The organism is Deinococcus detaillensis (assembly GCF_007280555.1).
GTDB classification, from domain to species: domain Bacteria; phylum Deinococcota; class Deinococci; order Deinococcales; family Deinococcaceae; genus Deinococcus; species Deinococcus detaillensis.
Genome location: NZ_VKDB01000009.1, coordinates 1 through 19,038, shown reverse-complemented (window position 1 = coordinate 19,038; position 19,038 = coordinate 1). Strand labels below are relative to the sequence as shown.

Sequence of the window (19,038 nt, the reverse complement as noted above, 5' to 3'; positions counted from 1 at the left end):
CTAGGCTGGATGATAGCGGGCGGCGAACTCGGCAGGTGGGACGTAGCCGAGACTGGAATGCAGGCGTTCTTGGTTGTAAAGCTTACCGATGAAGTGGTTCACATGGCGCTGTGCATCGTCCAGATCAGCATAATCTTGAAGATCGACCTCCTCTGTTTTGAGAGTTTTGTAGAAACTTTCCATGCGAGCGTTGTCGTAGGGATTGCCTCTTCTGGACATACTTGGCGTGGTTGTGTTGCCTTAACTTGGCCTGCGGCAGACGAAGGGCAGGGGTAGCCTGAGGTTCAGGCCACCCCTGCCGCGACGGTTGACCATGTCTGGAACGCTCGTTTCTGATTACTTGTTCTCACTACGGCGCAAACACTGGTGCGGGAATGATGGTGGAGGTTGGTGATTCGGGCATGCAAACTCAGGAACTCTTGAGCGCGTTTCCGTCGTCTGAACCCCTGCTGATTGCGCTCTTGTCGCCGTGTGGATCGATGTTCCTGCTCGACGATATTGTTACAACGGGCCTTGGAGATCACCTCCTGATGGTCGACGTCAGCCAGGCTCGGGACCTGACGAATCGCAGCTCCGTAGCTCTGAAGCTGATCGGTATGAATGACCTCTGGAACGTTATATTCACCCAATAGCCTTATCAGGAAGGTCTTTGCAGCTTCAGTGTCCCGGTGTCGCTGGAGCAAAATGTCGAGCACGAAGCCATATTCGTCCACGGCCCTCCAGAGCCAGTGTCGAACACCATCCACCTTCGTACAGACCTCGTCCAAGTACCACCGGGAACCCCGCCGGGGTTCCCGGTGGCGAAGATGTTCAGCGAAGAGGGGACCAAACTTAATGCACCATTCGCGGATTGTCTCGTGGCTGACCTGGATGCCACGCTGGTGCAGCAATTCTTGAACATCTCTGTAGCTGAGCGGAAAGCGGTGGTAGAGCCAGACGGCGTGCTGGATGATGGTCATTGTGAAACGGTGGCGGTAGGGCTTCGGGTCGGTCATGGCGAGTCAGCTTAGCCCGACCCGATTAAGGCAACACAACCGTTGGAACTGGGTCTGAGTGACCGCCTGATCGGGCAAAGTGTGGGGCTGGCCCGAAGTACCGTGCAGGATTACGTGATCCGTGCCCAGCAGGTGAATGTCATTTGGCCTCTCCCCCCAGAGCTGGACGATGTCCAGCTCGAAGATCTCCTGTTTTGCCGCCGGGATCAGTCCGTAACCCGGCTCGCCCACGAGCCGGACTGGTTACAGATCGATCAGGAATTACGCCGCAAAGGTGTGACCCGGCAACTGCTCTGGGAAGAGTACAGACAGAAACATCCCGATGGTTGGCAGTACGCGACCTTCAACGACAATTACCGAAAGTGGAAGGGCACCCAGGGGCTGACCATGCGTCAGACGCACCGGGCAGGCGAGAAGCTATTCGTCGATTATGCGGGTCTCACACTCCCGCTTACCCATCCAGGTACTGGAATTATCCATCCAGCACAGGTTTTCGTGGCCACCTTGGGGGCCAGCAACTACACCTACGCCGAAGTCACCCGAACGCAAAACAGTGACGACTGGATCTCGTCGCACATCCGGGCGCTGGCATCTTTCGGCGGTGTTCCTGAGGTGATCGTGCCGGACAATCTCAAGGCTGGCGTTACGCACGCCAGCCGCTACGAACCGGAACTCAACCGCAGTTATCAGGAATTCGCTCAGCATTACGATGTTGCCGTCATTCCCACCCGCGTCCGCAAACCCAGAGATAAAGCCCTGGTGGAAGTTCATGTCCAGATCGTTGAACGGCGCATTCTAGCTCCCTTACGCAACCGCGCCTTTTTCAGTGTTCCCGAAGCCAACGAGGCGATCTGGGATCTGCTGCATGATCTCAACCGACCTGCCGCCGCTGCGCCTGTATGTGGGCCACGAGTGGTTGATCGTAGGTTGGGGGAAGGTCAACAATCCGACGTGCATCTGGGTGGTCGACAAAGCGGGCATGGCCGTCACGGGCTTCCTGAAAAGCCCTGGCCAAGAATGGCGGGATCTCCCCCACCCAGACGTGCACGTCGGCTACGCCTGGTTCATTCAGCATGTGGCGATGCCCAATGCCGCCGCCTTCTCGTTCCTGGTGGCCTTTTTCGGAGGTTTTCCCAGCACCAGTTTTCTGCTGGCCGGGGCGGTCGGTTTCGGTTCGCCGTTGTACATCCTGGCCACTTGGCGGGTGCTAGGCTGCCGCTGCTGGCCCTGCTCACGATCGGGACCATGCAGCAGCAGCTGTTGCACGGTGATGCCCCCTGGGTCGTGGAAGTCCCTCATCTGTTGCTCGGCCTCGGCGTCGTGGTGCTCACGGAGCTGGCAGCTCTGTGGGGGGGTTGCCTGGATGCCCAGACCGGCTCCAGTGCCGCACCGAGTCTGAGAATAGTGACTGTGCGCCTGTTTCGCTCAACCTGTCAACCTCATCGGCAAGCATACGGTAATCATCCTGAATCAAGGATGACCACGTTTGCTGACGTCACTTTGCCGGCGGCGGTTCCGTCCGGCCACCTCGCGCAGCAGGTCAATCTGCGCCTGTTGAGTGGACCTTCTGCGTCTGGAGATGCAGGGGAATTTCCAGCGCATTCCGGCAGCGGTAATGGCTTGGTAAGCCCGCCGCCCGACATTGCTCTCAGATGGGTCGCGCTGGACAGTCCTCTCAGCTTGAATGGGTTCGGACGCCACCCGGAAGGAGTTCCTCATGCGCGTTCGTGAACAGATGAGTACCGCCATCATTTCGGTAGAAGCGCAGACGCCGCTTGGCCCGGCGCTGCTTCTGATGGAGTCCAGTGGCCTGCGCTGCTTGCCGGTCGTGGACGGTCAGCGGCTGCTGGGATTATTACTGGCCTCCGATCTGCGCCTGGGCACGGCACCTCCCGATGCTCAGGTCAGCGAGTACGCAGTGCCCACCACCGAGCAGATCCGGCCCGACATGCCCATTGAGCGGGCCGCTTTCCTGATGCTGCAACATGACGTGCGCGGCTTACCGGTGATCGACGCTCAGGACCGGCTGGTCGGGGTCGTGACTGTCAAGGATCTGCTCAAAACGCTGGTCGAGGCACCGCCGGTGGTGCTCTGGAAATGACGCCGATGACCGTCTGTCCTGACCCGTAACGCGGCAGTAATGGCGCGGGCACAGGCTGGCAGCACGGAGGGCCACCATGCTCGTGAAAGACGCCATGCACGCACGGCTGCACCATCACCGTTTCGGAACACACCACCCTGCCGGAAGTGGTGGTCATCACGGACACCCTGAGTAAATTGGGGCATTGACGGTTGAAATCACATCCCGCAGTTTCAACAGCTCCAGACGGAGCAGGAGGACGCGTATGACCCGTTTCAAGGACAAGGTCTGTGTCGTGACTGGCGGTGCAAAGGGCATCGGTGAGGCCACCGCGCGCCGGATGGCGGCCGAGGGCGGAGCCGTCATGATCCTGGACCTCAAATACGAGGAAGCGCAGGCGGCCGCTGATCAGCTCATCGGAGCGGGCGGATTTGCGCAAGCCTACGCCTGCGACGTTGCGGACGAGGCCGCCGTGCGCGACGTCTTCGCGCAGATTGAGACCCACCACGGGCGCATCGACGTACTGGTGAACAACGCGGGTACAAGTGGGCCGAGCGGCCCTATCGAGAACATCGCCCTAGCCGACTGGCGTGCGCTGCTGGCCGTGAACCTCGACGGGGTCTTCCTGTGTACGCGCGAGGCCCTGCGCCTCATGAAGGCGACCGGCGGCGGCGCGATCGTGAACATCTCCAGTATTTACGGCCTGGTCGGGTCGGCGGACGCGGCGGCCTACCATGCCAGCAAGGGGGCGGTACGGCTGCTGACCAAAGCGACTGCCCTCCAGGTAGCGAAACTGGGAATCCGGGTGAACTCGGTGCATCCGGGTTTCATCGACACGCCGCTGGTGCAAGACTATGCTGACCGGTCAGGACAGCACGATCAGGTGCTCGCCGGACTCGTTGCCCTGCACCCGATTGGCCGCCTGGGCCGCAGCGAGGAGGTCGCCGCCGTGATCGCTTTCTTGGCCTCCGACGACGCATCTTTCATGACAGGATCTGAGGTCGTCGTGGACGGCGGGTACACCGCGCAATAGTCGGAACTCGGGCATCAGCAAGGGTGAGAAGAGATGCTTGAACGCATCCTGCTCACCCTTGCTGACGAATGGCGAGCACTCCCCGCGTCCAGCTGCGCTTGACGAGTTTGGTCAGTTCACGCAGCCACAGCACCGATGAGGCCACGGCCGTGCACACCAGCCAATCATTCCAACCTAGGGCGGTCGTCCCGAAGGCCTGTTGCAGCGGGTGAAGATACAGAACCAGCGCGTGCAGCCCCAACGAGAGCGCCACCGCGCCCCACAGCCAGCGGTTGCGGAACAGGCCATGAAAGGCGCTGCGGGTGTCCGAGCGGGCACTGAAAACGTTGAAGAGCTGGAAGAGCATCAGGGTGGTGAAGGCCATGGTGCGGGCAAAGGTCAGCGTACCTGTGCCCGTGATCAACCCGCCAGGTAGCGAGGCGTCAAGCACGCCCAAGGTGCCCACCGCAACGATGAGGCCAACAAAGACGATGCCGCGCCACATCTCGGGGGTGATCACCCCCTGGGCTTTGGGGCGTGGCGGGCGAGTCATCACGTCAGGGTCGGCGTGACCGAGGCCCAGCGCCAGAGCGGGGGCACCGTCGGTCACCAAGTTGATCCAGAGGAGCTGGGTCGCCAGCAGCGGCAGCGCGACCTCGCCCGGCCCGCCCACCAGCCCGAGAAGGGAGGCGAAGACCACGCCGAAGAACATGGTCATGACCTCGCCCAGGTTCGATGACAGCAGATAGCGCAGGAATTTTTGGATGTTGTCAAAGATGCCGCGTCCCTCCTCGATTGCCGCAACGATGGTGGCGAAGTTATCGTCGGTCAGCACCATGTCGGCGGCTTCCTTGGACACGTCGGTACCGGTGATTCCCATGGCCACGCCGATATCGGCTGCCCGAAGGGCGGGCGCGTCGTTGACGCCGTCGCCAGTCATGGCCACGACCTCCCCGCCGCGTTGCAGGGCCTGCACAATCCGCAGTTTGTGCTCAGGATCGACCCGCGCGTAGACGCTGATCTCTTGCACCACCCGTTCCAACTCGAGATCGGATAGCTGCGAGAGTTCCGCGCCGGTCATGGCCTGCGCGCCTGCCTGCACGATACCCAGTTCGGTAGCGATGGCCACCGCCGTGCTGGGATGGTCGCCGGTGATCATCATTGGGCGGATGCCAGCCTGGCGTGCCCGGGCCACAGCGTCTCTGGCTTCGGTGCGCGGCGGGTCGATCATGCCGATCAGGCCAAGGAACACCAGTTCGCTCTCCAGGGCTTCGGTGGCCTCGCGGTGAAGGGCGTTCCCCGGCAGCGTGCGGGTCGCCACGCCGAGCGTCCGCAGTGCCTGGGCCGCCAGTGCCTCGTTTGCGGCGCGGATGGCCGCGCGGCGCTTTTCACTCAGTGGGTGTGCTCTAGTGCCGATCAGTTCGGCTGTGCAGCGCTCCAGCAGCACGTTGGGCGCTCCTTTGCTGAACAGGGTCAGCTTGCCGGGCTGTCTGGCGTCCGTATGCACGGTGCTTATCCGTTTACGCTCGGAGGAGAAGGGCACCTCGGCCACCCGGACGAAGCGGGCCTGGAGCCTCTCCGAGGTGAAGCCCGCCTTGTGCGCCGCCACGATCAGGGCCCCCTCAGTGGGGTCACCCTGAATACTCCAGCGTCCGCCTTGCTGCTGCACCGCCGCGTTGTTGGCGAGGGCGGCCCCGACCAGCACCCGCTCCACTTCCTCGCGCTGGAAGCCCCGGCCCAGTGGCCTCCCAGTGGTGCTCAGGTCGCCTTTCGGCCCATAGCCGCTGCCGGAGAGGTCGGTCACGCCGCTGGCCGTCACGACCACCCGGACCGTCATTTCGTTGCGGGTCAGCGTGCCGGTCTTGTCCGAGGCAATCACACTGGCCGACCCGAGGGTCTCGACGGCTGGCAGGCGACGCACGATGGCGTGGTGCTTGGCCATGCGCTGGGTGCCGAGGGCCAGCACCACCGACGTGATGGCGGGCAGGCCCTCGGGCACCGCTGCGACGGCCAGAGCCACGCCCAGGATCAGCACGTCCACGAAGCCGGAGAAGTCGCGCACACCGTCAACCAGCCCTATGGTCACGATCATCACCACGGCGATCACCAGCACGGCCAGTCCCAGCGTCCGGCCGGTACGGTCGAGCTCCTGTTGCAGTGGAGTCGCTTCGGCTGCGGTGCGTTTCAGCAATCCGGCGATTCGTCCTATTTCAGTGTCCATGCCCGTGGCAGTCACGATAGCCCGGCCTCTGCCGCTACTCACGGCGGTGCCTGAGAACACCATGTTGTGACGGTCGCCTAGCGCGCTCACGGCCTCTTCTAGTGGCTGGGTGTCCTTCTCTGTGGGCAGACTCTCACCCGTCAGCGCCGCTTCCAGCGTCCGCAGGGCCACCGCCTGCGTCAGTCGGGCGTCGGCGGGCAGCGTGTCGCCCTCCTCCAGCGACAGCACGTCGCCGGGCACCACCTCGCGGGCGGGCACCGAGCGGAGCTCACCGCTGCGCAGCACCCGCGCGTTCGCCGCCGACATGGTGCGCAGGGCCGCCACTGCCTGCTCGGCCCGCCCCTCCTGCACGTAGCCCAGCACAGCGTTGATCAGCACGATGGCGAAGATCGCCAGCGCCTCGTAGGGCAAGGCGGTGCCGCGCTCGTACAGCCACACACCGACCGAGATGGCTGTGGCGACCAGCAGCAGGATCACCAGCGCGTCCTGGAACTGCGCCAAGACGCGCCGCCACGCGGGAATGGGCGGCTCGGCCTCCAGTTCGTTGGGGCCGAGCCGAGCCAGCCGAATCAGCGCCTCAGCATCACTGAGACCCTGTGCCGGGTCGACGTGCTGTGCCTGGCCCACCTGTTCGGTGGTCAGGCGGGAGGGATCAACAAGCTGCTGTTCAGGCCTGCTGGCCACCCTCGGAGTACCACGGTCAGTCATGTCGGTCCGGCCACTTAGGGCGCAGCGGTAAAGCAACATCTGGATGAGTCGCCCTCGGGGCGGGTTTCAACCGGACGCTGCTGACGTTCTTCGCGCTTGGACGGCGCTCAGCAGGTCTCAGCTCTGGGCCACCAACGTGGTCGCTCTGAATCAGCTGAAGCGTGTCGTCGGCGGTCGGGCGGACAAGGGCTGTGGGCGGCATAGGTTCTCCAAAAACTGGGCTGGTCCGGCGCAGGTCGGGTGATCCGTGAGAAGTGACATCAAGGCGACGTCCTTTATGCCCGGAGCGCGGAGCAGGCGGAGGCGTTGAGACGCTGCCTCTAGATGGTCGGCGTGGACCGGGTGGTGGGCTTCGTGGCCTCGTTCGAAGGGCTGAGTCTGGAACCACACGCGGCGGTTCCGGTGGAGCAGCGGCCTGACCTGGACCGGGCGTATCTTCTCGACGTTCGGGCGAATACGACACCGGGCATCTGCCGGACGCCCACCAACTGCACGCGGGCCGCCTGATGACCCACGTCTCGGAACTGCCCCGTGACCAGCCGGTGCTGGTGTATTGCCAGGATGGCAGCAGGAGTGCCGCCGCCGTGAGCCTGCTGCGGGCCGAGGGCTTTGAGAACGTCGCCGAACTGGACGGTGGCTACGACGCCTGGGCCTGTCAGTCCGGGGCGGTGGCCTGACATGGTGGCCTGGTTGAGAGGGCTGCTGGGTGGTGGGACCGGCAGCACCACCGTGTCTGCCGCCGAGACACACAAGCTGCTGAGCAGCGGCGCACTGCTGCTGGACGTGCGCTCGAAGGCGGAGCGGCAGACCCTCTGGGTCCCCGGCAGCAAGCACCTCCCCGTTGAGCAGCTGGCGGGTCAGCTCGACAGCCTGCCGATGGATCAGGTCATCGTCTGCCAGTGCGCCAGCGGCCACCGTTCGGGAATCGCGGCCCGGCAGCTTAAGACCCAGGGCTACGACGCCCGGAACCTGTCCGGCGGCATCACCGCCTGGAAGAGTGCGGGCCTTCCCGTGAAGCAGGGCTGAGCATGCACGACATCTTTCCCAATGAAGTCGGCGAGTGGCTCAAACGCGGCGCACGGATCATTGACGTTCGTGAGCCGCAGGAGTACCTAGGAGGACATCTTCCCGGCCCGGTCAATATTCCCCTCGGCGAGCTCGGACTTGGTGTAGACCTGAGATGTACCGAACCACAGGACACCTCTGCCCCGTTCTGTCATGGAGCCAGTTAAGGCAACACAATCCCACCGTCAGGTCTTCTCATAGCGGCCAGTCATTTCTGCCACACGGATGCCGTACCTTACAGCACCCGTCCCAGGAGCGCCGTGACCGCTGGTGGAACCGGCGGCCAGCGATCCATGCGGGTGGCTGCTCTCGTTCACGACCACCGGCATCAGGCGGTCGAGCAGGCGTTGCATGGCGTGGGCCGCGTCCTCGCCCGCCAGTTCCTCGAAGTGCCCCTGGCAGATGACACTCTGCCAGTTCGAGAGGCCGTCCAGGTGGTCGACCTCGAAGCAAACCTCAGGGTTCTCTCGCATCATCTGGACTTTCTGGCCCTCTCGCGTGTGGCCGTAGATGACGCCGTCCTCATACACGTACGTGACGGGAACGACGTAAGTGCGCCCCTGCGCGTGGCAGCCGATCCTACCAATCATTTCCGAGTGGAGCAGCCGCTCAATCTGCGGCCCGTTCAGCGTCCCGATCATACTCGTTTCCTCCTGTTCATCCTGTGCTGACCGGTGCGGACAGGCAGGGAATGGATGCGGCGTTTGATATCTATCCCCCGCATCTGTGCGCCAGAGGGAGGCCGTGCCGACCCTTCCGGAATGGTCACGGCCATGTGGCGCTCACCGGTTAAAGCAATACAACCCTTCAGACTATCCTTGCCGCAACGGCGAACCACGTCTGAAACGCTTGATGCTGGTTCGTTCTGCGCGTTGCAGCCTCAAGCGCCCGCATACACCCTGGAAATTTTACTGTCTGGGACGAGTTCGCAGGAGTACCCCACCGCGATATTATGAGCACCAAGGTTCATCGCTACAACCTGAAAATATTGATTTCGCGCGAGTAGTTCGTGGTCATCCGTTAGGTGCGAACTCTAAACGGGGTTTCCCGGGCGTTCGAGGCTAAAACGCGCAAGAGGGTCACTTCTTTGACGTTGGTGATCCAGGACTTCCGCCGCTTCTAAGGGTGCTCGTCCCTTGCTTTGTAAGGGACAGCTTCTGGACGTCAACTGTAGAGCACCACCCATACCTGAGCGTACGCCTTCTTGCTTCTTCTCCGACCCCCTAGCACTCGAGTTTGTTAGCTGGTGAAGTTCAGGTCGGCGATGGTGTCGAAAGTTTCTATGACGCTGCCCCGGCCCATGGCTCCTTCAGGCGTGCCGTCCGGCACGGCGTGGGAGGCGCGGAAGCTGGGGCTGCCCATCCAGGCCCTGAAGGCGTCGGCATTCTCAAATTCCATAGTGGAGACGTAGGGCTGGTCCGGCTTGCTGGGGCGCTGCAGGGTGATCCGCTGCAGGCCGGGCACACCTTTCATGTGCTCGAAGCTGGCAGTGAACATCTGTTCGAAGGCAGGCGCGTGCCCGGCGGGAATCGGAAGACGGTTCATGACGACGTACATAAGACCTCCTGATAATTATTCCTGATTAGTCAATCATTACTATAGTAGGATGGAAGGTGATGGTCAAGGCTGCCGCTCCCCCCGACGATGAACGCGCTCTGCTGCTGCTGGGCCTGCTCCATGCCCAGGACCGGCACGGCTACGAACTGCACGACTTTATCGAAAACAACTTCCACCGCATCATCGAACTGAAGAAAGCCACCGCGTACCAGCTGCTCGACCGGCTGGAACAGCACCAGCTGGTACACAGCCGACTCGAACAGCATGGCCAGCGGCCCAGCCGCAAGGTCTACAGCCTGACCCCCGCTGGCCGCAGCGCCTTTCAGCACCTGCTGACCCGCTCACTGGCCCAGGACGACCCGCTGTACGCCCCGGGGAACATCGCCCTGATGTTCATGGATCACCTGCCGCCGCTGGCCCTGCTGATCGCTCTGCGGGCCCGCCTGAAGGAGCTGAACGACCGCCTGGCCCGACAGCAGCACCCACCGGATCATCCGCACAACGCGGGCGTGACCCTGGCCCACGCCCGCGCCGCGGTCCTCACCCGGGCCGACCGCGATTGGCTGGCCAAGGCCATCATCCAGCTGGAAGCCGCACACCCGCCGCCCTGATCACGCCCTCTCGGTACACCCAGGCCATACAGGTACGCGTGTGCTTCCGCCAGAGACCACAGGGCGACCGCGTCGAGGTGCTGGGGGGCGACAACAGCCCGGTGCCGGCGTTCCTCGGGGTTCAGGTCGGTCCACTGGCGGGCGCTGTCGAGCGCTCCAGCCCGGTAGGGCGTCACGGATCCTCTCCCAACTGCCGGGGCGGAACATTCGATGGTGCGGAACATAGCCAGTTCTCCAGACTTGAGCTGGGCGAGTTCGCTGGCACGGTAGAACGCCCGGAACACGGCCGACATGACGTCGCCGCTGAACGGGGCGTGCGTAGCGAGGGCCTCTTCCATGGGGAGCAGCGCCTCAGCCGCCTGACGGTAGTGGCTTGAAAGGTGACCATCCAGTTCGGTCTGCGGCAAGTCCCCCCGGCGCTGGAGGTCACCCCTGCTTCAGACAGGGTCTCAGATAAACATCATCTGCGCGCCGTCGCTGATTTCCATAAAGTCGGTGGCGCTGATCACGGCTTTTACGCCGGGGTGTAGGTCGGCCTCGATGGTTTTCATCATGTCAAAGGACATCTTGCAGGCCCACATATGAACGCCTGCCACCTGCAATAGGTCGAGGAATTCCGGCACGGTGGGGATGTCCAGATCGGCGATCTGCTTTTCATCATCTTGGTGGTCACGGCGGTCATGCCGGGCAGTTGGGCCATAACCTGCGGCATGCTCATGTGTTCCAGGCCCGGGCGAAGGTAGCCCAGCTCGGGCATGTGCATGGCGGTGTTACCCAGCATGCTGAATTTCAGGTGCTCGCTGGTCTTCTTGTTGATGATGTCCAGGCCCCAGAACGTGGAGAAGATGTGGATACTGTCGGCCAATTCACGCGGTTAGGCGCAGGGAGGCAAACCGAGACGTTCTGGTCGTTGTTCTTGAGGTGCCGGCCAGCCAGGCAGTCATCCTGGTTCTGTCAGGTTAGTCGGTATGGTGGTGGCCAGTGACTGACCGCAGGCCCTATCGCCACCAATTCCCGATAACCATCATCCAGCACGCTGTCTGGCTATACCATCGCTTTCCACTGAGCTACCGAGATGTCCAGGAATGGACAGGTTGGGTTCACGGATCAGGCCGGGCGTGATCGGCTGAAGGAGGTGACTGGTCATGCGCTCACCTCCGGGGCGGCGGCGCGGTGCGACTCGTCTGCTTTATCCGGTGCGGCGGCGGTGGTCTTCGGTTCCCGTACCAGCAGCACCGGCACGCCGACCCGGCGCATGACGCCCTCGGCGACGCTGCCTAAGAAGAAACGATCCAGCCCGCTGCGGCCGTGGGTGCCCATCACCACCAGCGAGCAGTGCTGCTGCTCGGCCACATCGGCGATGGCCTGGGCGGTTCGTGGGTTGCCGCCCTGCAGGCACAGCAGCCGGATGTTAGGCGATCCCATCGACATGCGGGCGTCTTCGAGCAGGCGCTGACCCTCGGCTTTGGCGTGTGCGCTGGCTTTCGTATTATCGAAAGTGTAGGTGGATTCGCCGTAGATCGTGGGGGGTGGGGGCACGACGTACAGCACGGTCAAGGTACTGTGATGGCAACGGGCCATTTCGGCAGCCACCGGCAGGGCGAGCGCACTGAGCGGACTGCCGTCAATCGGGACAAGAATATGGTCAAACATGAGGGTCTCCTTGGACAGGGGTAGATCAAGCGGTGTGTATCAGGTGCGCAGCACCCCCGCTGGGCCACTGAACTGCGCCTCCAGACGCTCGGCCAGCACGCCAGTCAGAACCTGAACCGTCAGGGCGCGGCACTGACGCGTTGCCTTAAGCTCAGACGGTGCTTGCCCTTACCCCGCAGCCTGACTTTCCCCTGTTTCCAAAGCATTACCGCCAGCCTTCTCCGACACCTCCTTCGACCAGTCCACCAGCGAGGCGGGCACGGGCGTTTAGCCGAACAGATGGTGTAGAGGCCCCAGGAGCAGAGTGATCAGCAGAGGCGTCAGGATGCCGCAGGTGGTCTGGTCATGTCTGAACTCCTTGGACAGGGGTGTAGGCGTGGTCAGCGAATCAGGCGCGCCGAGGGGCGATCAGACGTCCCCCATGAAAAGCCTCAGCGCGATGGCGGCGGCGCGCGGCGGCGTGCTGTTCAAGAGCAGCGCGGCAATGGACGCCCTGGCCCGTGTGAACACTATCGCCTTCGACAAGACCGGCACGCTGACACAGGCGAAGATGACGGTGGCCCGTGTGGTGGCCGACGACGAGGTGGGGGCAACGGCCAGGGCCGCCGGGCTGGAAAGCCACAGCGCACACCCCATCGCACAGGCAGTGGTGACGGCAGCACGGACGCAAAACACCTCCTTCTTCCCCGTCCGCAATGCGCAGGCTGGAATGAACCCCCCAGAGGGGTTCACCGTCACTTTTGATGATCGCTCGTCACACGGCCATCAACACACGCTGTCGCAGGAGTTGAAATGAGGCCCGGCCATACGCCTGTCGTTTAATTAATTTGATCTTGTTGACAATTCCCTCGACTGGGCCATTGGACCACCGCAGGAGGAGAGCCGCTTTCAGCGCCACAACATCGCGTTCAAGGCCTCAGGCGAACGTCACGAAGTCTGGCAGACCGCACATCTTCACCGATTGGAACTAGGGTTCGACTGCCTGCAGCTGGCGTTCACGCATCAACAGCGTGAACGCTTGTGTGAGGTCGTGAGCCATGCTCACGACCTCACACCGAGCTTTGATGGCCGCGAGCACATGTTGATTTTGGGTGTCGAGCTTGGTCTGATCTCGGAGCATGACCCAGATCAAGTGCTGGAACGTCCACGCCCGATCTGACTCACCGCTCATTGTCTCAGCGAACGGTGGGATCGGCCCGTTCTTCACTGCGGTCGCGATGTACGGGCCTGGCGTAATCTTTGCTGCTGTGGTACGGCGTATCTGTATCCACTGCGCAACACGTTTGCGCGAGCCAGGAAACCCCTGCTCGCGCAACTCCCGCAGGAGTTGCCCGGCGTTTTGCTCACCTTCCCCAAAACGTTGTTGAAGGTAAGGTAAGAATGGCTCCAAGATCCCTGGGAGGCGCTGCCGCCGATCGATCGGTGGTGGCATCTTGGCCGCCAGGGCACCTCGAACCCGGCCCCGACTCAGGTGAAGTGTTCGGCTAATAGCGCGTTGACTGCGGCCACCTTTGGAAAGCGCATGAATCTGGCCAAACACCTTCTGGCGTTGTTGCTGATGTTCTGTCCTGCAAAGCTGTTCACTCTGGGTTCGTGGGGGCGGCGGCATCGGAACTTGGTCTTGGCAGATCTCAAGAATGGCCGTACGGTCGCGGCCTAATTGACGCTCCAGAGCTTCTCGGCAGTTTTTCAGGACATGCCAACGATCCAGGACATGCTGGGCCGTCGGTGCGCCCTCGCGAATCCCCTTTTCATACTCCAACGAACGGCCTCTACTGATGATTTTAATGTGCGGGTGCTGTTTGAGCCAGGTGGCCAGCGTGCTCGCCCTTCGATCCGGAAGGAGATCGATAGGCCTGCATGTTTCAAGACTGAAAATGACCGTTCCGTAGACATGACCACGCCGGAACGCAAAATCATCCACACCGATGACCTCAGGCACCTGTGGCACAATCGGAGAGAGCAGACGTGCTGCACGCAGCACGGTGGACGCACTGACGTCATGCTGCATCCGGGTCAGGAGTGCAGCACCCGCATTACCGCCGAGTACGACCGACACGTGCTGAATGGTCGCGCGTGCCCGTTGACTCCGACGGATGTAAGCAGTGAGGCCATCGACAAATCGCTCACAAAAGATCTGTCGATGACACAGCGGCTTCTGACACACGAAGCGGCGAACGGCCAGTTCTAGCGTCACCGCCGCTCCACACACTGGGAGGTCAGTCAGATGCCGGCGATAGCGACTGTGAATTCGATAGCTGCAGGTGCCACACTTTGGATAACCCGAGGTCGGTTGGATGCTGGTGGCCACGACCGCGACCGTGGCTTCGACTTGCACGTGATCCAGCCGAAATCCAGGGAAATGTGTCAGAAAGAGCGCTACAAGTACTTCGTTTTCCATACCCCATTGGAGGCTAGGTTTCTGAAACGATCATCAAAAGTGACGGTCTGCGCTTTGGGTTCACTCCACTGCGTCTGCCCAAACATGCTTCATCCGAGGAAAGCGATTACGAATCCTGTCGGAGAGAAAGACCACGCGTGCGCGGTCTTGAATATCAGCTGGATGCACTACGATCCCCATGACCAAGCCCAAGGTATCGACGAGGGTATACTGCTTGCGCCCACTAATCTTTTTCCCGCCGTCATACCCTCGTGGGCCTTCCGCCCCCGTCGTCCGTACGGACTGACTATTAATGATGGTGGCGCTGGGCGTGGAATCACGCCCAGCGCTGGTGCGAACATCTACATCTTCCCGCAGCACGGTATGAACACGCTCCCAAAGACCCCAGAGTCGCCAGACCCGGTGGTAGTGATACACCGTCGACCAAAGCGGCAGATCATGTGGCATAAGTCGCCAGGCGTTTCCACCATGAATGACACACAAAATGCCGTCCAGGATGTCTCGCAGCCACCATCTTCGAGGGCACCCCATATGTTGTGGGGCTGGAAACAAGGATTCAAGTATGAGCCATTTGGTGTCCATTAGGTCGGTGTCGTACGCTTGTCTGTTCATCCTTCAGCGCACTGCTAGGACAGCGCTAGACCTCCTGACAGAGTTTTCAGACGCACTTTAATCAGATACGATCTTTTTCTTGACTGACTTGACATACCAGGTTCAGGCCGTCAGGTTAAATAGGAGTATATTTATTCATGGAATACGTACTTGTAAAGATTCACGATGGCACGGATTTGGGATCTGGCACAGTCCTAGAGTCCGAATGCCCGACGCTTACAATAGGAACCAACGTTAGGATTGTTAAGCACGGCGTTTCATCTGCTGACCAGCAAGCGCAGTATCAAATCTTCGACGATAAGGAGGGCCTACACTACTTGGCAGAACGTGGCACGAGTGAGGGTAGACATGATGGTAACCACGAATATATGGTGCGCTCACTGAATGCCTAGGGTTGTGTTGCCTTAATTTGGCCTGAGGTTGCACGCCCGGATCACCAATCTCCACCAGCATTCCCGCACCAGTGTTGCCGCTGCAGCAAGAAGAAGCGGGCAGGTGTCCTCACGGGCGTCCGTTCTGCCCAAGAAGCAATCAGCGGCGAGCGTTCCAGACATGGTTGACCGTCGCGGCAGGGGTGGCCTGAACTTCACTCATCCCTGCCCTCCGTCTGCCACAGGCCAAGTTAAGGCAACACAACCACATAACCCTTGTCAGAACCTCTGGGAGAATAGATTCATGCGCGTTGATTTGCACTGCCACACCGAGGCGTCCGACGACTGTCAGACGCGCCTCACGGACATGCCCGACCGTTGCCGATCACAGAACGTCCGGGTGCAGGCCATCACCGATCACAACGTGATCTGGGGCGCGCAGCAGCTTCGGGCGAGCGTGCGCGATCAAGGTCTGGAAGCCACCCTCTCCATCATCGTGGGAGAGGAGATCAGTACCCGCCAAGGAGAAATCATCGGCCTTTTCCTTCAGGAAGTGGTGCCAGCGGGGTTGTCCGCCGAAGAAACCGCCGAGATCATTCATGCCCAGGGAGGACTGGTACTTTTACCGCATGGATTCGACCCACTCAAACGGCACCGATTGCGCTCTGAAGCCCGTGAACGCTTGGCAGACCACATCGATATCGTAGAGAGCTTCAACGCCCGAATCTCTGCTCCTCACTGGAACCGAGTGGCGGCCGTTTGGGCGACGCAGCATCGCCTGCCAGTGTCGGGGGGTTCAGATGCCCATACTCTCACGCAGATCGGGGACGGCTGGATCGAAACAGTTGACCGTCTTATTCAGCGACCCGACGACCTCATGGAAGCGTTGTGGTCGGGTGAGGTAGCTGGAAGATGGGTTCATCCCGTTCCCAGTTTTCTGAACAAAGTCTGGGCTGAGCGATTCATGGTGGCCTCCCGGGAGTGACACAGACGCGGCGGCCGTGGAGAGCCTGGCAATCTGTTGCCGTCCTGGCCATGCTGCTCGGGGCGGCAGGTGTTTTGACCATGATGGTCTGTCTTTACCGAACGGATCCGGTAGACCATGCGATCCTGCTCACTCTGCATACGCTGGCCCCCTCGAGTTTGCACCCGTTGGCGCTCCTCTTCACGGTGCTGGGAGGACTCGGAGGCATGATCCCCCTGACCGGCATCATCGCGTGGAGCGCACCGAGATGCCGGTCGCCCTGGCGACATCAGGACTTTTGGATCATCCTTGCACTGACTTTCGGCGCTTATGGACTGAGTACGCTCATCAAACTGCTCGTGCACCGCGCTCGTCCCCAATTGTGGAAGGTGCTGACGCCAGAGACCGACTTCAGTTATCCCAGCGGACACGCATTGATTTCGCTTACGGTCATCACCGCTTGCATCTGGCTGGCCTGGCCGACCAAGTGGCGACGTGTGGTCCTTGTGGCTGGTGCCTGCTTCCTGGTGCTGGTCGGCCTCTCGCGGCTGTACCTGGGAGTGCATTATCCTAGCGATGTCCTAGGCGGCTGGTTGATGGGTGCAGAATGGGCCGGCGCGGTCTTACTGATTGTACGCCCAGGACGAGAAGCTTCCTGTGGGCGTCACCGGGCCTGAGAAATCTGAAAAGATACTGATCTCAATTTTAACTGTGAAAACTGATCTTATAGATAGGAACGCGATTAAAAAGGTAGATACACGGAAAATTCCGTGTATCCAGATTCAACTAGCGGTTGACTAGAGATTTTCCTTCCAGTTTCCAGTCGCTGACGTGACAGTGTTCAGCCTGTACCTAATTCCGATGTTCAGTCATGCGCTTCAAGAGTTTTATGTCAGCTATGATCGAGCATGCGTGCGACTTTGATTCATAATGGTTTGGCAGGCGGAGCCAAGCATGTCACGCCAGAGGTCATCCTCGAAGCCTTGCACGGCCTAGGTTTTGACGCCGAGTATCACGTGACCCACAGTGAAAAAGACTTGGCCACTGCCCTAGAGCATCCGGGAGACCTGGTGGTGGTCGCGGGCGGTGATGGAACGGTTCGCGCAGTCGCCTGTACGATTCTCAACCGACCGGACAAAGCACCAGCCCTCGCTTTGATTCCGTTAGGAACATCCAACAACATTGCCCGGTCAATGGGACTCACCGGCTATTCGCCCCTGGACATCGCTCGGAGCCTCAGCACGCCACGACGGATTCCGTTTGATGTCGGCCTGGCCCGTGGACCGTGGGGTGAACGGCTGTTCCTCGAATCCTTCGGCATAGGAATGCTGGCCGACCTCCTCGACCGGTATGATCCCGACGCTCCAAAAAGTGTGCTTCGTGGCGTGGCCGCCATTACTGGCGCTACTCTGCTCCGCCACGCCGTGCCCTGTCAGATCGAAGGTCTCAGCGAAACTCCCCTGAACGCCGACTGCCTGATCCTTGAAGTGGTCAACACACCGACGATCAGCAACGGCGTACGTCTCGCGCCCGAAGCGTCTCCGTCAAGTGGCGTCCTGCAACTGGTGATCGTCGAAGGCATCGGGGCCGGTTCAGTGGCCGCCGACCTGGTCGCCTTGGCCGCCGGGCAACTGGAGCGGCGAAAAAATGTAATTTCCCAACCGGTGACCCACCTTCGGATCGTTTGGGACGGAACACCCGTGCATCTGGACGCAGAAATCTGGCCTTCTGAAGACACAGCGCCGAGGTTCGGAGAATCGGCTGTAGAGATCGAGGTACGGCCGGGGGCTCTGGAAATCTGGGTGCCTACCTCAGACAGTGCCGTAAAATGAACCGAGCCTCGCGCCGATGGCCAACGTTTCTCCTGCTGCTGCTGATCATGCAGGGAGCCGCAGTCATTGTCGGGTTCAACGTCTGCCCGTTCAGACCCTCCCCCATGGCTCTGTGCTGTTTGATCTTGCTACGGTTTTGTGGCTCTTGCACGCTTTTGGTGCACCGCCACCTGACTGTGCTGTTCTAAAGCACCATGACTCAACCTGTTCTACTCGCCGATGTCCTGTTCCCAGGTGGCACACTTGAAATCACTGACCTCCAGTGCGGCCCAGAGCAACAAAAGGTAATCGTCCTCGCAAGGCCAGCCGAGCGACAGGCTCAATGTCCTTGCTGCCACACGCCATCGTCCAGCCTGCATAGCCACTACCACCGTACGTTGACTGATCTGCCATGCCTGGGTCGAGTGGTTCACCTTCAGCTGTCTGTCCGGCGATTTCGCTGCCGAGAAGAAACATGTCCCAAACATATCTTCTGTGAACGGATTGACGATATTGCCCCACGCTCAGCGCGTATGACGCAACGACTGATTACGGCGCTCAACGACATGGCCCTCGAGGTTGGTGCCAGCGCCGGTTGGCGTGTCGGTCAGATCTGGGGGGTTGAGCGATCCCGAACCATCGACCTCCGGGTCATGCGTTGCATGACCGCTATTCAACCGCCGACGGTCGTCAAGCATGTGTGAGTCGATGATTTTGCGTTGAAACAGGGCTCGCTCTACGGCACGCTGATCATTGACATGGACACAGGAAAGCCCATTGAGATGCTGCCTGATCGTACAGCCCCCTGCGCCCAACGTCAGCAGAGCAATCCAGTCAGGAAGCGCTCGAACGGAAACGTGTGCTATACGCCGATCTGTACAGTGGAATGAACCCCCTAGAGAGGACCAACGGCCAAGCCACTTCGCCCCGACCAGCCGTTAGGCTGATCACAGCGCGAAGGAGCATTCATGCCAGGA

23 protein-coding genes and 2 pseudogenes are annotated in these 19,038 nt (G+C 61.0%); 14 read left to right on the top strand and 11 right to left on the bottom strand.

The window, feature by feature from the left end; translation table 11 throughout:
- Both FNU79_RS09775 and FNU79_RS09770 read right to left on the bottom strand, forming a co-directional pair.
- Entirely contained in the window at positions 1–219 is a 219-nt protein-coding gene (locus FNU79_RS09775; RefSeq protein ID WP_143720671.1) for an integrase core domain-containing protein, read from the bottom strand.
- A gap of 65 nt (positions 220–284) precedes the next feature.
- Positions 285–995 (bottom strand): IS6 family transposase, encoded by a 711-nt coding sequence (locus tag FNU79_RS09770; RefSeq protein WP_143720670.1) that lies wholly within the window; start codon positions 993–995, stop codon positions 285–287.
- A gap of 42 nt (positions 996–1,037) precedes the next feature.
- Between FNU79_RS09770 and istA the strand changes: the two genes are divergently transcribed.
- The 3 genes from istA to FNU79_RS09755 all read left to right on the top strand — a co-directional run bounded on the left by istA (position 1,038) and on the right by FNU79_RS09755 (position 4,108).
- Complete coding sequence (istA, locus tag FNU79_RS09765) at positions 1,038–2,726, top strand: IS21 family transposase (RefSeq protein WP_143720669.1); 1,689 nt, start codon at positions 1,038–1,040, stop codon at positions 2,724–2,726.
- Complete coding sequence (locus FNU79_RS09760) at positions 2,713–3,096, top strand: CBS domain-containing protein (protein WP_124873566.1); 384 nt, start codon at positions 2,713–2,715, stop codon at positions 3,094–3,096. The genes istA and FNU79_RS09760 overlap by 14 nt, the downstream gene beginning before the upstream one ends.
- Positions 3,097–3,340: 244 nt before the next feature.
- Complete coding sequence (locus FNU79_RS09755) at positions 3,341–4,108, top strand: SDR family NAD(P)-dependent oxidoreductase (RefSeq protein ID WP_143720667.1); 768 nt, start codon at positions 3,341–3,343, stop codon at positions 4,106–4,108.
- Between the two features lie 52 nt (positions 4,109–4,160).
- Here the strand turns inward: FNU79_RS09755 and FNU79_RS09750 are convergent, their stop codons facing one another.
- Entirely contained in the window at positions 4,161–7,016 is a 2,856-nt protein-coding gene (locus FNU79_RS09750) for a cation-translocating P-type ATPase (protein ID WP_143720666.1), read from the bottom strand.
- A gap of 324 nt (positions 7,017–7,340) precedes the next feature.
- Between FNU79_RS09750 and FNU79_RS09745 the strand changes: the two genes are divergently transcribed.
- From FNU79_RS09745 to FNU79_RS09730, 4 genes are read left to right on the top strand one after another with little or no spacing between them, the layout of a single operon-like run.
- Positions 7,341–7,523, top strand: a complete 183-nt coding sequence (locus tag FNU79_RS09745) for a hypothetical protein (RefSeq protein ID WP_143720665.1) — start codon at positions 7,341–7,343, stop codon at positions 7,521–7,523.
- Positions 7,487–7,693 (top strand): rhodanese-like domain-containing protein, encoded by a 207-nt coding sequence (locus FNU79_RS09740; protein ID WP_143720664.1) that lies wholly within the window; start codon positions 7,487–7,489, stop codon positions 7,691–7,693. The genes FNU79_RS09745 and FNU79_RS09740 overlap by 37 nt, the downstream gene beginning before the upstream one ends.
- 1 nt (position 7,694) lies before the next feature.
- Entirely contained in the window at positions 7,695–8,042 is a 348-nt protein-coding gene (locus tag FNU79_RS09735) for a rhodanese-like domain-containing protein (protein WP_143720663.1), read from the top strand.
- A gap of 2 nt (positions 8,043–8,044) precedes the next feature.
- Positions 8,045–8,248, top strand: coding sequence for a rhodanese-like domain-containing protein (locus FNU79_RS09730; RefSeq protein ID WP_143720662.1), 204 nt, complete (start codon positions 8,045–8,047; stop codon positions 8,246–8,248).
- Positions 8,249–8,266: 18 nt separating this feature from the next.
- Here the strand turns inward: FNU79_RS09730 and FNU79_RS09725 are convergent, their stop codons facing one another.
- Complete coding sequence (locus FNU79_RS09725) at positions 8,267–8,722, bottom strand: pyridoxamine 5'-phosphate oxidase family protein (protein ID WP_143720661.1); 456 nt, start codon at positions 8,720–8,722, stop codon at positions 8,267–8,269.
- A gap of 598 nt (positions 8,723–9,320) precedes the next feature.
- The gene (locus tag FNU79_RS09720; RefSeq protein ID WP_143720660.1) at positions 9,321–9,638 is read right to left on the bottom strand and encodes an antibiotic biosynthesis monooxygenase family protein; all 318 of its coding nucleotides are present in this window, start codon (positions 9,636–9,638) and stop codon (positions 9,321–9,323) included.
- A 59-nt stretch (positions 9,639–9,697) separates the two neighbouring features.
- Here FNU79_RS09720 and FNU79_RS09715 point away from each other — a divergent pair, with 59 nt between their 5' ends.
- Positions 9,698–10,249, top strand: a complete 552-nt coding sequence (locus FNU79_RS09715) for a PadR family transcriptional regulator (RefSeq protein WP_143720659.1) — start codon at positions 9,698–9,700, stop codon at positions 10,247–10,249.
- A gap of 449 nt (positions 10,250–10,698) precedes the next feature.
- Here FNU79_RS09715 and FNU79_RS19660 read toward each other — a convergent pair whose 3' ends face one another.
- Both FNU79_RS19660 and FNU79_RS09705 read right to left on the bottom strand, forming a co-directional pair.
- Positions 10,699–10,845, bottom strand: a complete 147-nt coding sequence (locus FNU79_RS19660; protein ID WP_263862370.1) for a DsrE/DsrF/DrsH-like family protein — start codon at positions 10,843–10,845, stop codon at positions 10,699–10,701.
- Positions 10,800–11,114, bottom strand: a complete 315-nt coding sequence (locus FNU79_RS09705) for a DsrE/DsrF/DrsH-like family protein (protein WP_143720657.1) — start codon at positions 11,112–11,114, stop codon at positions 10,800–10,802. Before FNU79_RS09705 ends, FNU79_RS19660 begins: the two co-directional genes overlap by 46 nt.
- 116 nt (positions 11,115–11,230) lie before the next feature.
- On the opposite strand from FNU79_RS09705, the pseudogene FNU79_RS09700 reads away from it, so the two are divergent.
- Positions 11,231–11,335, top strand: a pseudogene (locus FNU79_RS09700) (IS6 family transposase); the annotation flags it as partial.
- Between the two features lie 57 nt (positions 11,336–11,392).
- On the opposite strand, the gene FNU79_RS09695 reads toward FNU79_RS09700, so the two are convergent.
- Complete coding sequence (locus FNU79_RS09695; RefSeq protein WP_143720656.1) at positions 11,393–11,902, bottom strand: universal stress protein; 510 nt, start codon at positions 11,900–11,902, stop codon at positions 11,393–11,395.
- A gap of 421 nt (positions 11,903–12,323) precedes the next feature.
- Here FNU79_RS09695 and FNU79_RS09690 point away from each other — a divergent pair, with 421 nt between their 5' ends.
- Positions 12,324–12,698, top strand: a complete 375-nt coding sequence (locus FNU79_RS09690; RefSeq protein WP_225430002.1) for an HAD family hydrolase — start codon at positions 12,324–12,326, stop codon at positions 12,696–12,698.
- On the opposite strand, the pseudogene FNU79_RS19795 reads toward FNU79_RS09690, so the two are convergent.
- From FNU79_RS19795 to FNU79_RS09675, 3 genes and pseudogenes are all read right to left on the bottom strand, one after another.
- Positions 12,657–12,779 (bottom strand): annotated as a pseudogene (locus FNU79_RS19795) (transposase); the annotation flags it as partial. The gene FNU79_RS09690 and the pseudogene FNU79_RS19795 sit on opposite strands and share 42 nt — an antisense overlap.
- 90 nt (positions 12,780–12,869) lie before the next feature.
- Positions 12,870–14,303, bottom strand: coding sequence for an ISL3 family transposase (locus FNU79_RS09680; RefSeq protein WP_143720653.1), 1,434 nt, complete (start codon positions 14,301–14,303; stop codon positions 12,870–12,872).
- Positions 14,304–14,363: 60 nt separating this feature from the next.
- Positions 14,364–14,885, bottom strand: a complete 522-nt coding sequence (locus FNU79_RS09675; RefSeq protein ID WP_225430012.1) for an IS5 family transposase — start codon at positions 14,883–14,885, stop codon at positions 14,364–14,366.
- Positions 14,886–15,590: 705 nt separating this feature from the next.
- On the opposite strand from FNU79_RS09675, the gene FNU79_RS09670 reads away from it, so the two are divergent.
- From FNU79_RS09670 to FNU79_RS19790, 4 genes are all read left to right on the top strand, one after another.
- On the top strand, positions 15,591–16,271 hold the full coding sequence (locus tag FNU79_RS09670) for a PHP-associated domain-containing protein (RefSeq protein ID WP_143720652.1): 681 nt from the start codon (positions 15,591–15,593) through the stop codon (positions 16,269–16,271).
- A 206-nt stretch (positions 16,272–16,477) separates the two neighbouring features.
- Positions 16,478–16,927 (top strand): phosphatase PAP2 family protein, encoded by a 450-nt coding sequence (locus FNU79_RS09665; protein WP_185974662.1) that lies wholly within the window; start codon positions 16,478–16,480, stop codon positions 16,925–16,927.
- A gap of 243 nt (positions 16,928–17,170) precedes the next feature.
- A complete protein-coding gene (locus FNU79_RS09660) occupies positions 17,171–18,082 on the top strand; it encodes a diacylglycerol/lipid kinase family protein (RefSeq protein ID WP_185974661.1) in 912 nt (303 codons plus the stop codon).
- Between the two features lie 194 nt (positions 18,083–18,276).
- The gene (locus tag FNU79_RS19790; protein WP_143720649.1) at positions 18,277–18,765 is read left to right on the top strand and encodes a transposase family protein; all 489 of its coding nucleotides are present in this window, start codon (positions 18,277–18,279) and stop codon (positions 18,763–18,765) included.
- Positions 18,766–19,038: the final 273 nt, after the last annotated feature.

What these genes read in the sequence shown, in the direction of transcription:
- FNU79_RS09775 (WP_143720671.1), bottom strand. Translation starts at nt 219, where the DNA reads ATGTCCAGAAGAGGCAATCCCTACGACAACGCTCGCATGGAAAGTTTC.
- FNU79_RS09770 (WP_143720670.1), bottom strand. Translation starts at nt 995, where the DNA reads ATGACCGACCCGAAGCCCTACCGCCACCGTTTCACAATGACCATCATC.
- FNU79_RS09760 (WP_124873566.1), top strand. Translation starts at nt 2,713, where the DNA reads ATGCGCGTTCGTGAACAGATGAGTACCGCCATCATTTCGGTAGAAGCG.
- FNU79_RS09755 (WP_143720667.1), top strand. Translation starts at nt 3,341, where the DNA reads ATGACCCGTTTCAAGGACAAGGTCTGTGTCGTGACTGGCGGTGCAAAG.
- FNU79_RS09750 (WP_143720666.1), bottom strand. Translation starts at nt 7,016, where the DNA reads ATGACTGACCGTGGTACTCCGAGGGTGGCCAGCAGGCCTGAACAGCAG.
- FNU79_RS09745 (WP_143720665.1), top strand. Translation starts at nt 7,341, where the DNA reads ATGGTCGGCGTGGACCGGGTGGTGGGCTTCGTGGCCTCGTTCGAAGGG.
- FNU79_RS09735 (WP_143720663.1), top strand. Translation starts at nt 7,695, where the DNA reads ATGGTGGCCTGGTTGAGAGGGCTGCTGGGTGGTGGGACCGGCAGCACC.
- FNU79_RS09730 (WP_143720662.1), top strand. Translation starts at nt 8,045, where the DNA reads ATGCACGACATCTTTCCCAATGAAGTCGGCGAGTGGCTCAAACGCGGC.
- FNU79_RS09725 (WP_143720661.1), bottom strand. Translation starts at nt 8,722, where the DNA reads ATGATCGGGACGCTGAACGGGCCGCAGATTGAGCGGCTGCTCCACTCG.
- FNU79_RS09720 (WP_143720660.1), bottom strand. Translation starts at nt 9,638, where the DNA reads ATGTACGTCGTCATGAACCGTCTTCCGATTCCCGCCGGGCACGCGCCT.
- FNU79_RS09715 (WP_143720659.1), top strand. Translation starts at nt 9,698, where the DNA reads ATGGTCAAGGCTGCCGCTCCCCCCGACGATGAACGCGCTCTGCTGCTG.
- FNU79_RS09695 (WP_143720656.1), bottom strand. Translation starts at nt 11,902, where the DNA reads ATGTTTGACCATATTCTTGTCCCGATTGACGGCAGTCCGCTCAGTGCG.
- FNU79_RS09690 (WP_225430002.1), top strand. Translation starts at nt 12,324, where the DNA reads ATGAAAAGCCTCAGCGCGATGGCGGCGGCGCGCGGCGGCGTGCTGTTC.
- FNU79_RS09680 (WP_143720653.1), bottom strand. Translation starts at nt 14,303, where the DNA reads ATGGAAAACGAAGTACTTGTAGCGCTCTTTCTGACACATTTCCCTGGA.
- FNU79_RS09675 (WP_225430012.1), bottom strand. Translation starts at nt 14,885, where the DNA reads ATGGACACCAAATGGCTCATACTTGAATCCTTGTTTCCAGCCCCACAA.
- FNU79_RS09670 (WP_143720652.1), top strand. Translation starts at nt 15,591, where the DNA reads ATGCGCGTTGATTTGCACTGCCACACCGAGGCGTCCGACGACTGTCAG.
- FNU79_RS09665 (WP_185974662.1), top strand. Translation starts at nt 16,478, where the DNA reads ATGATCCCCCTGACCGGCATCATCGCGTGGAGCGCACCGAGATGCCGG.
- FNU79_RS19790 (WP_143720649.1), top strand. Translation starts at nt 18,277, where the DNA reads ATGACTCAACCTGTTCTACTCGCCGATGTCCTGTTCCCAGGTGGCACA.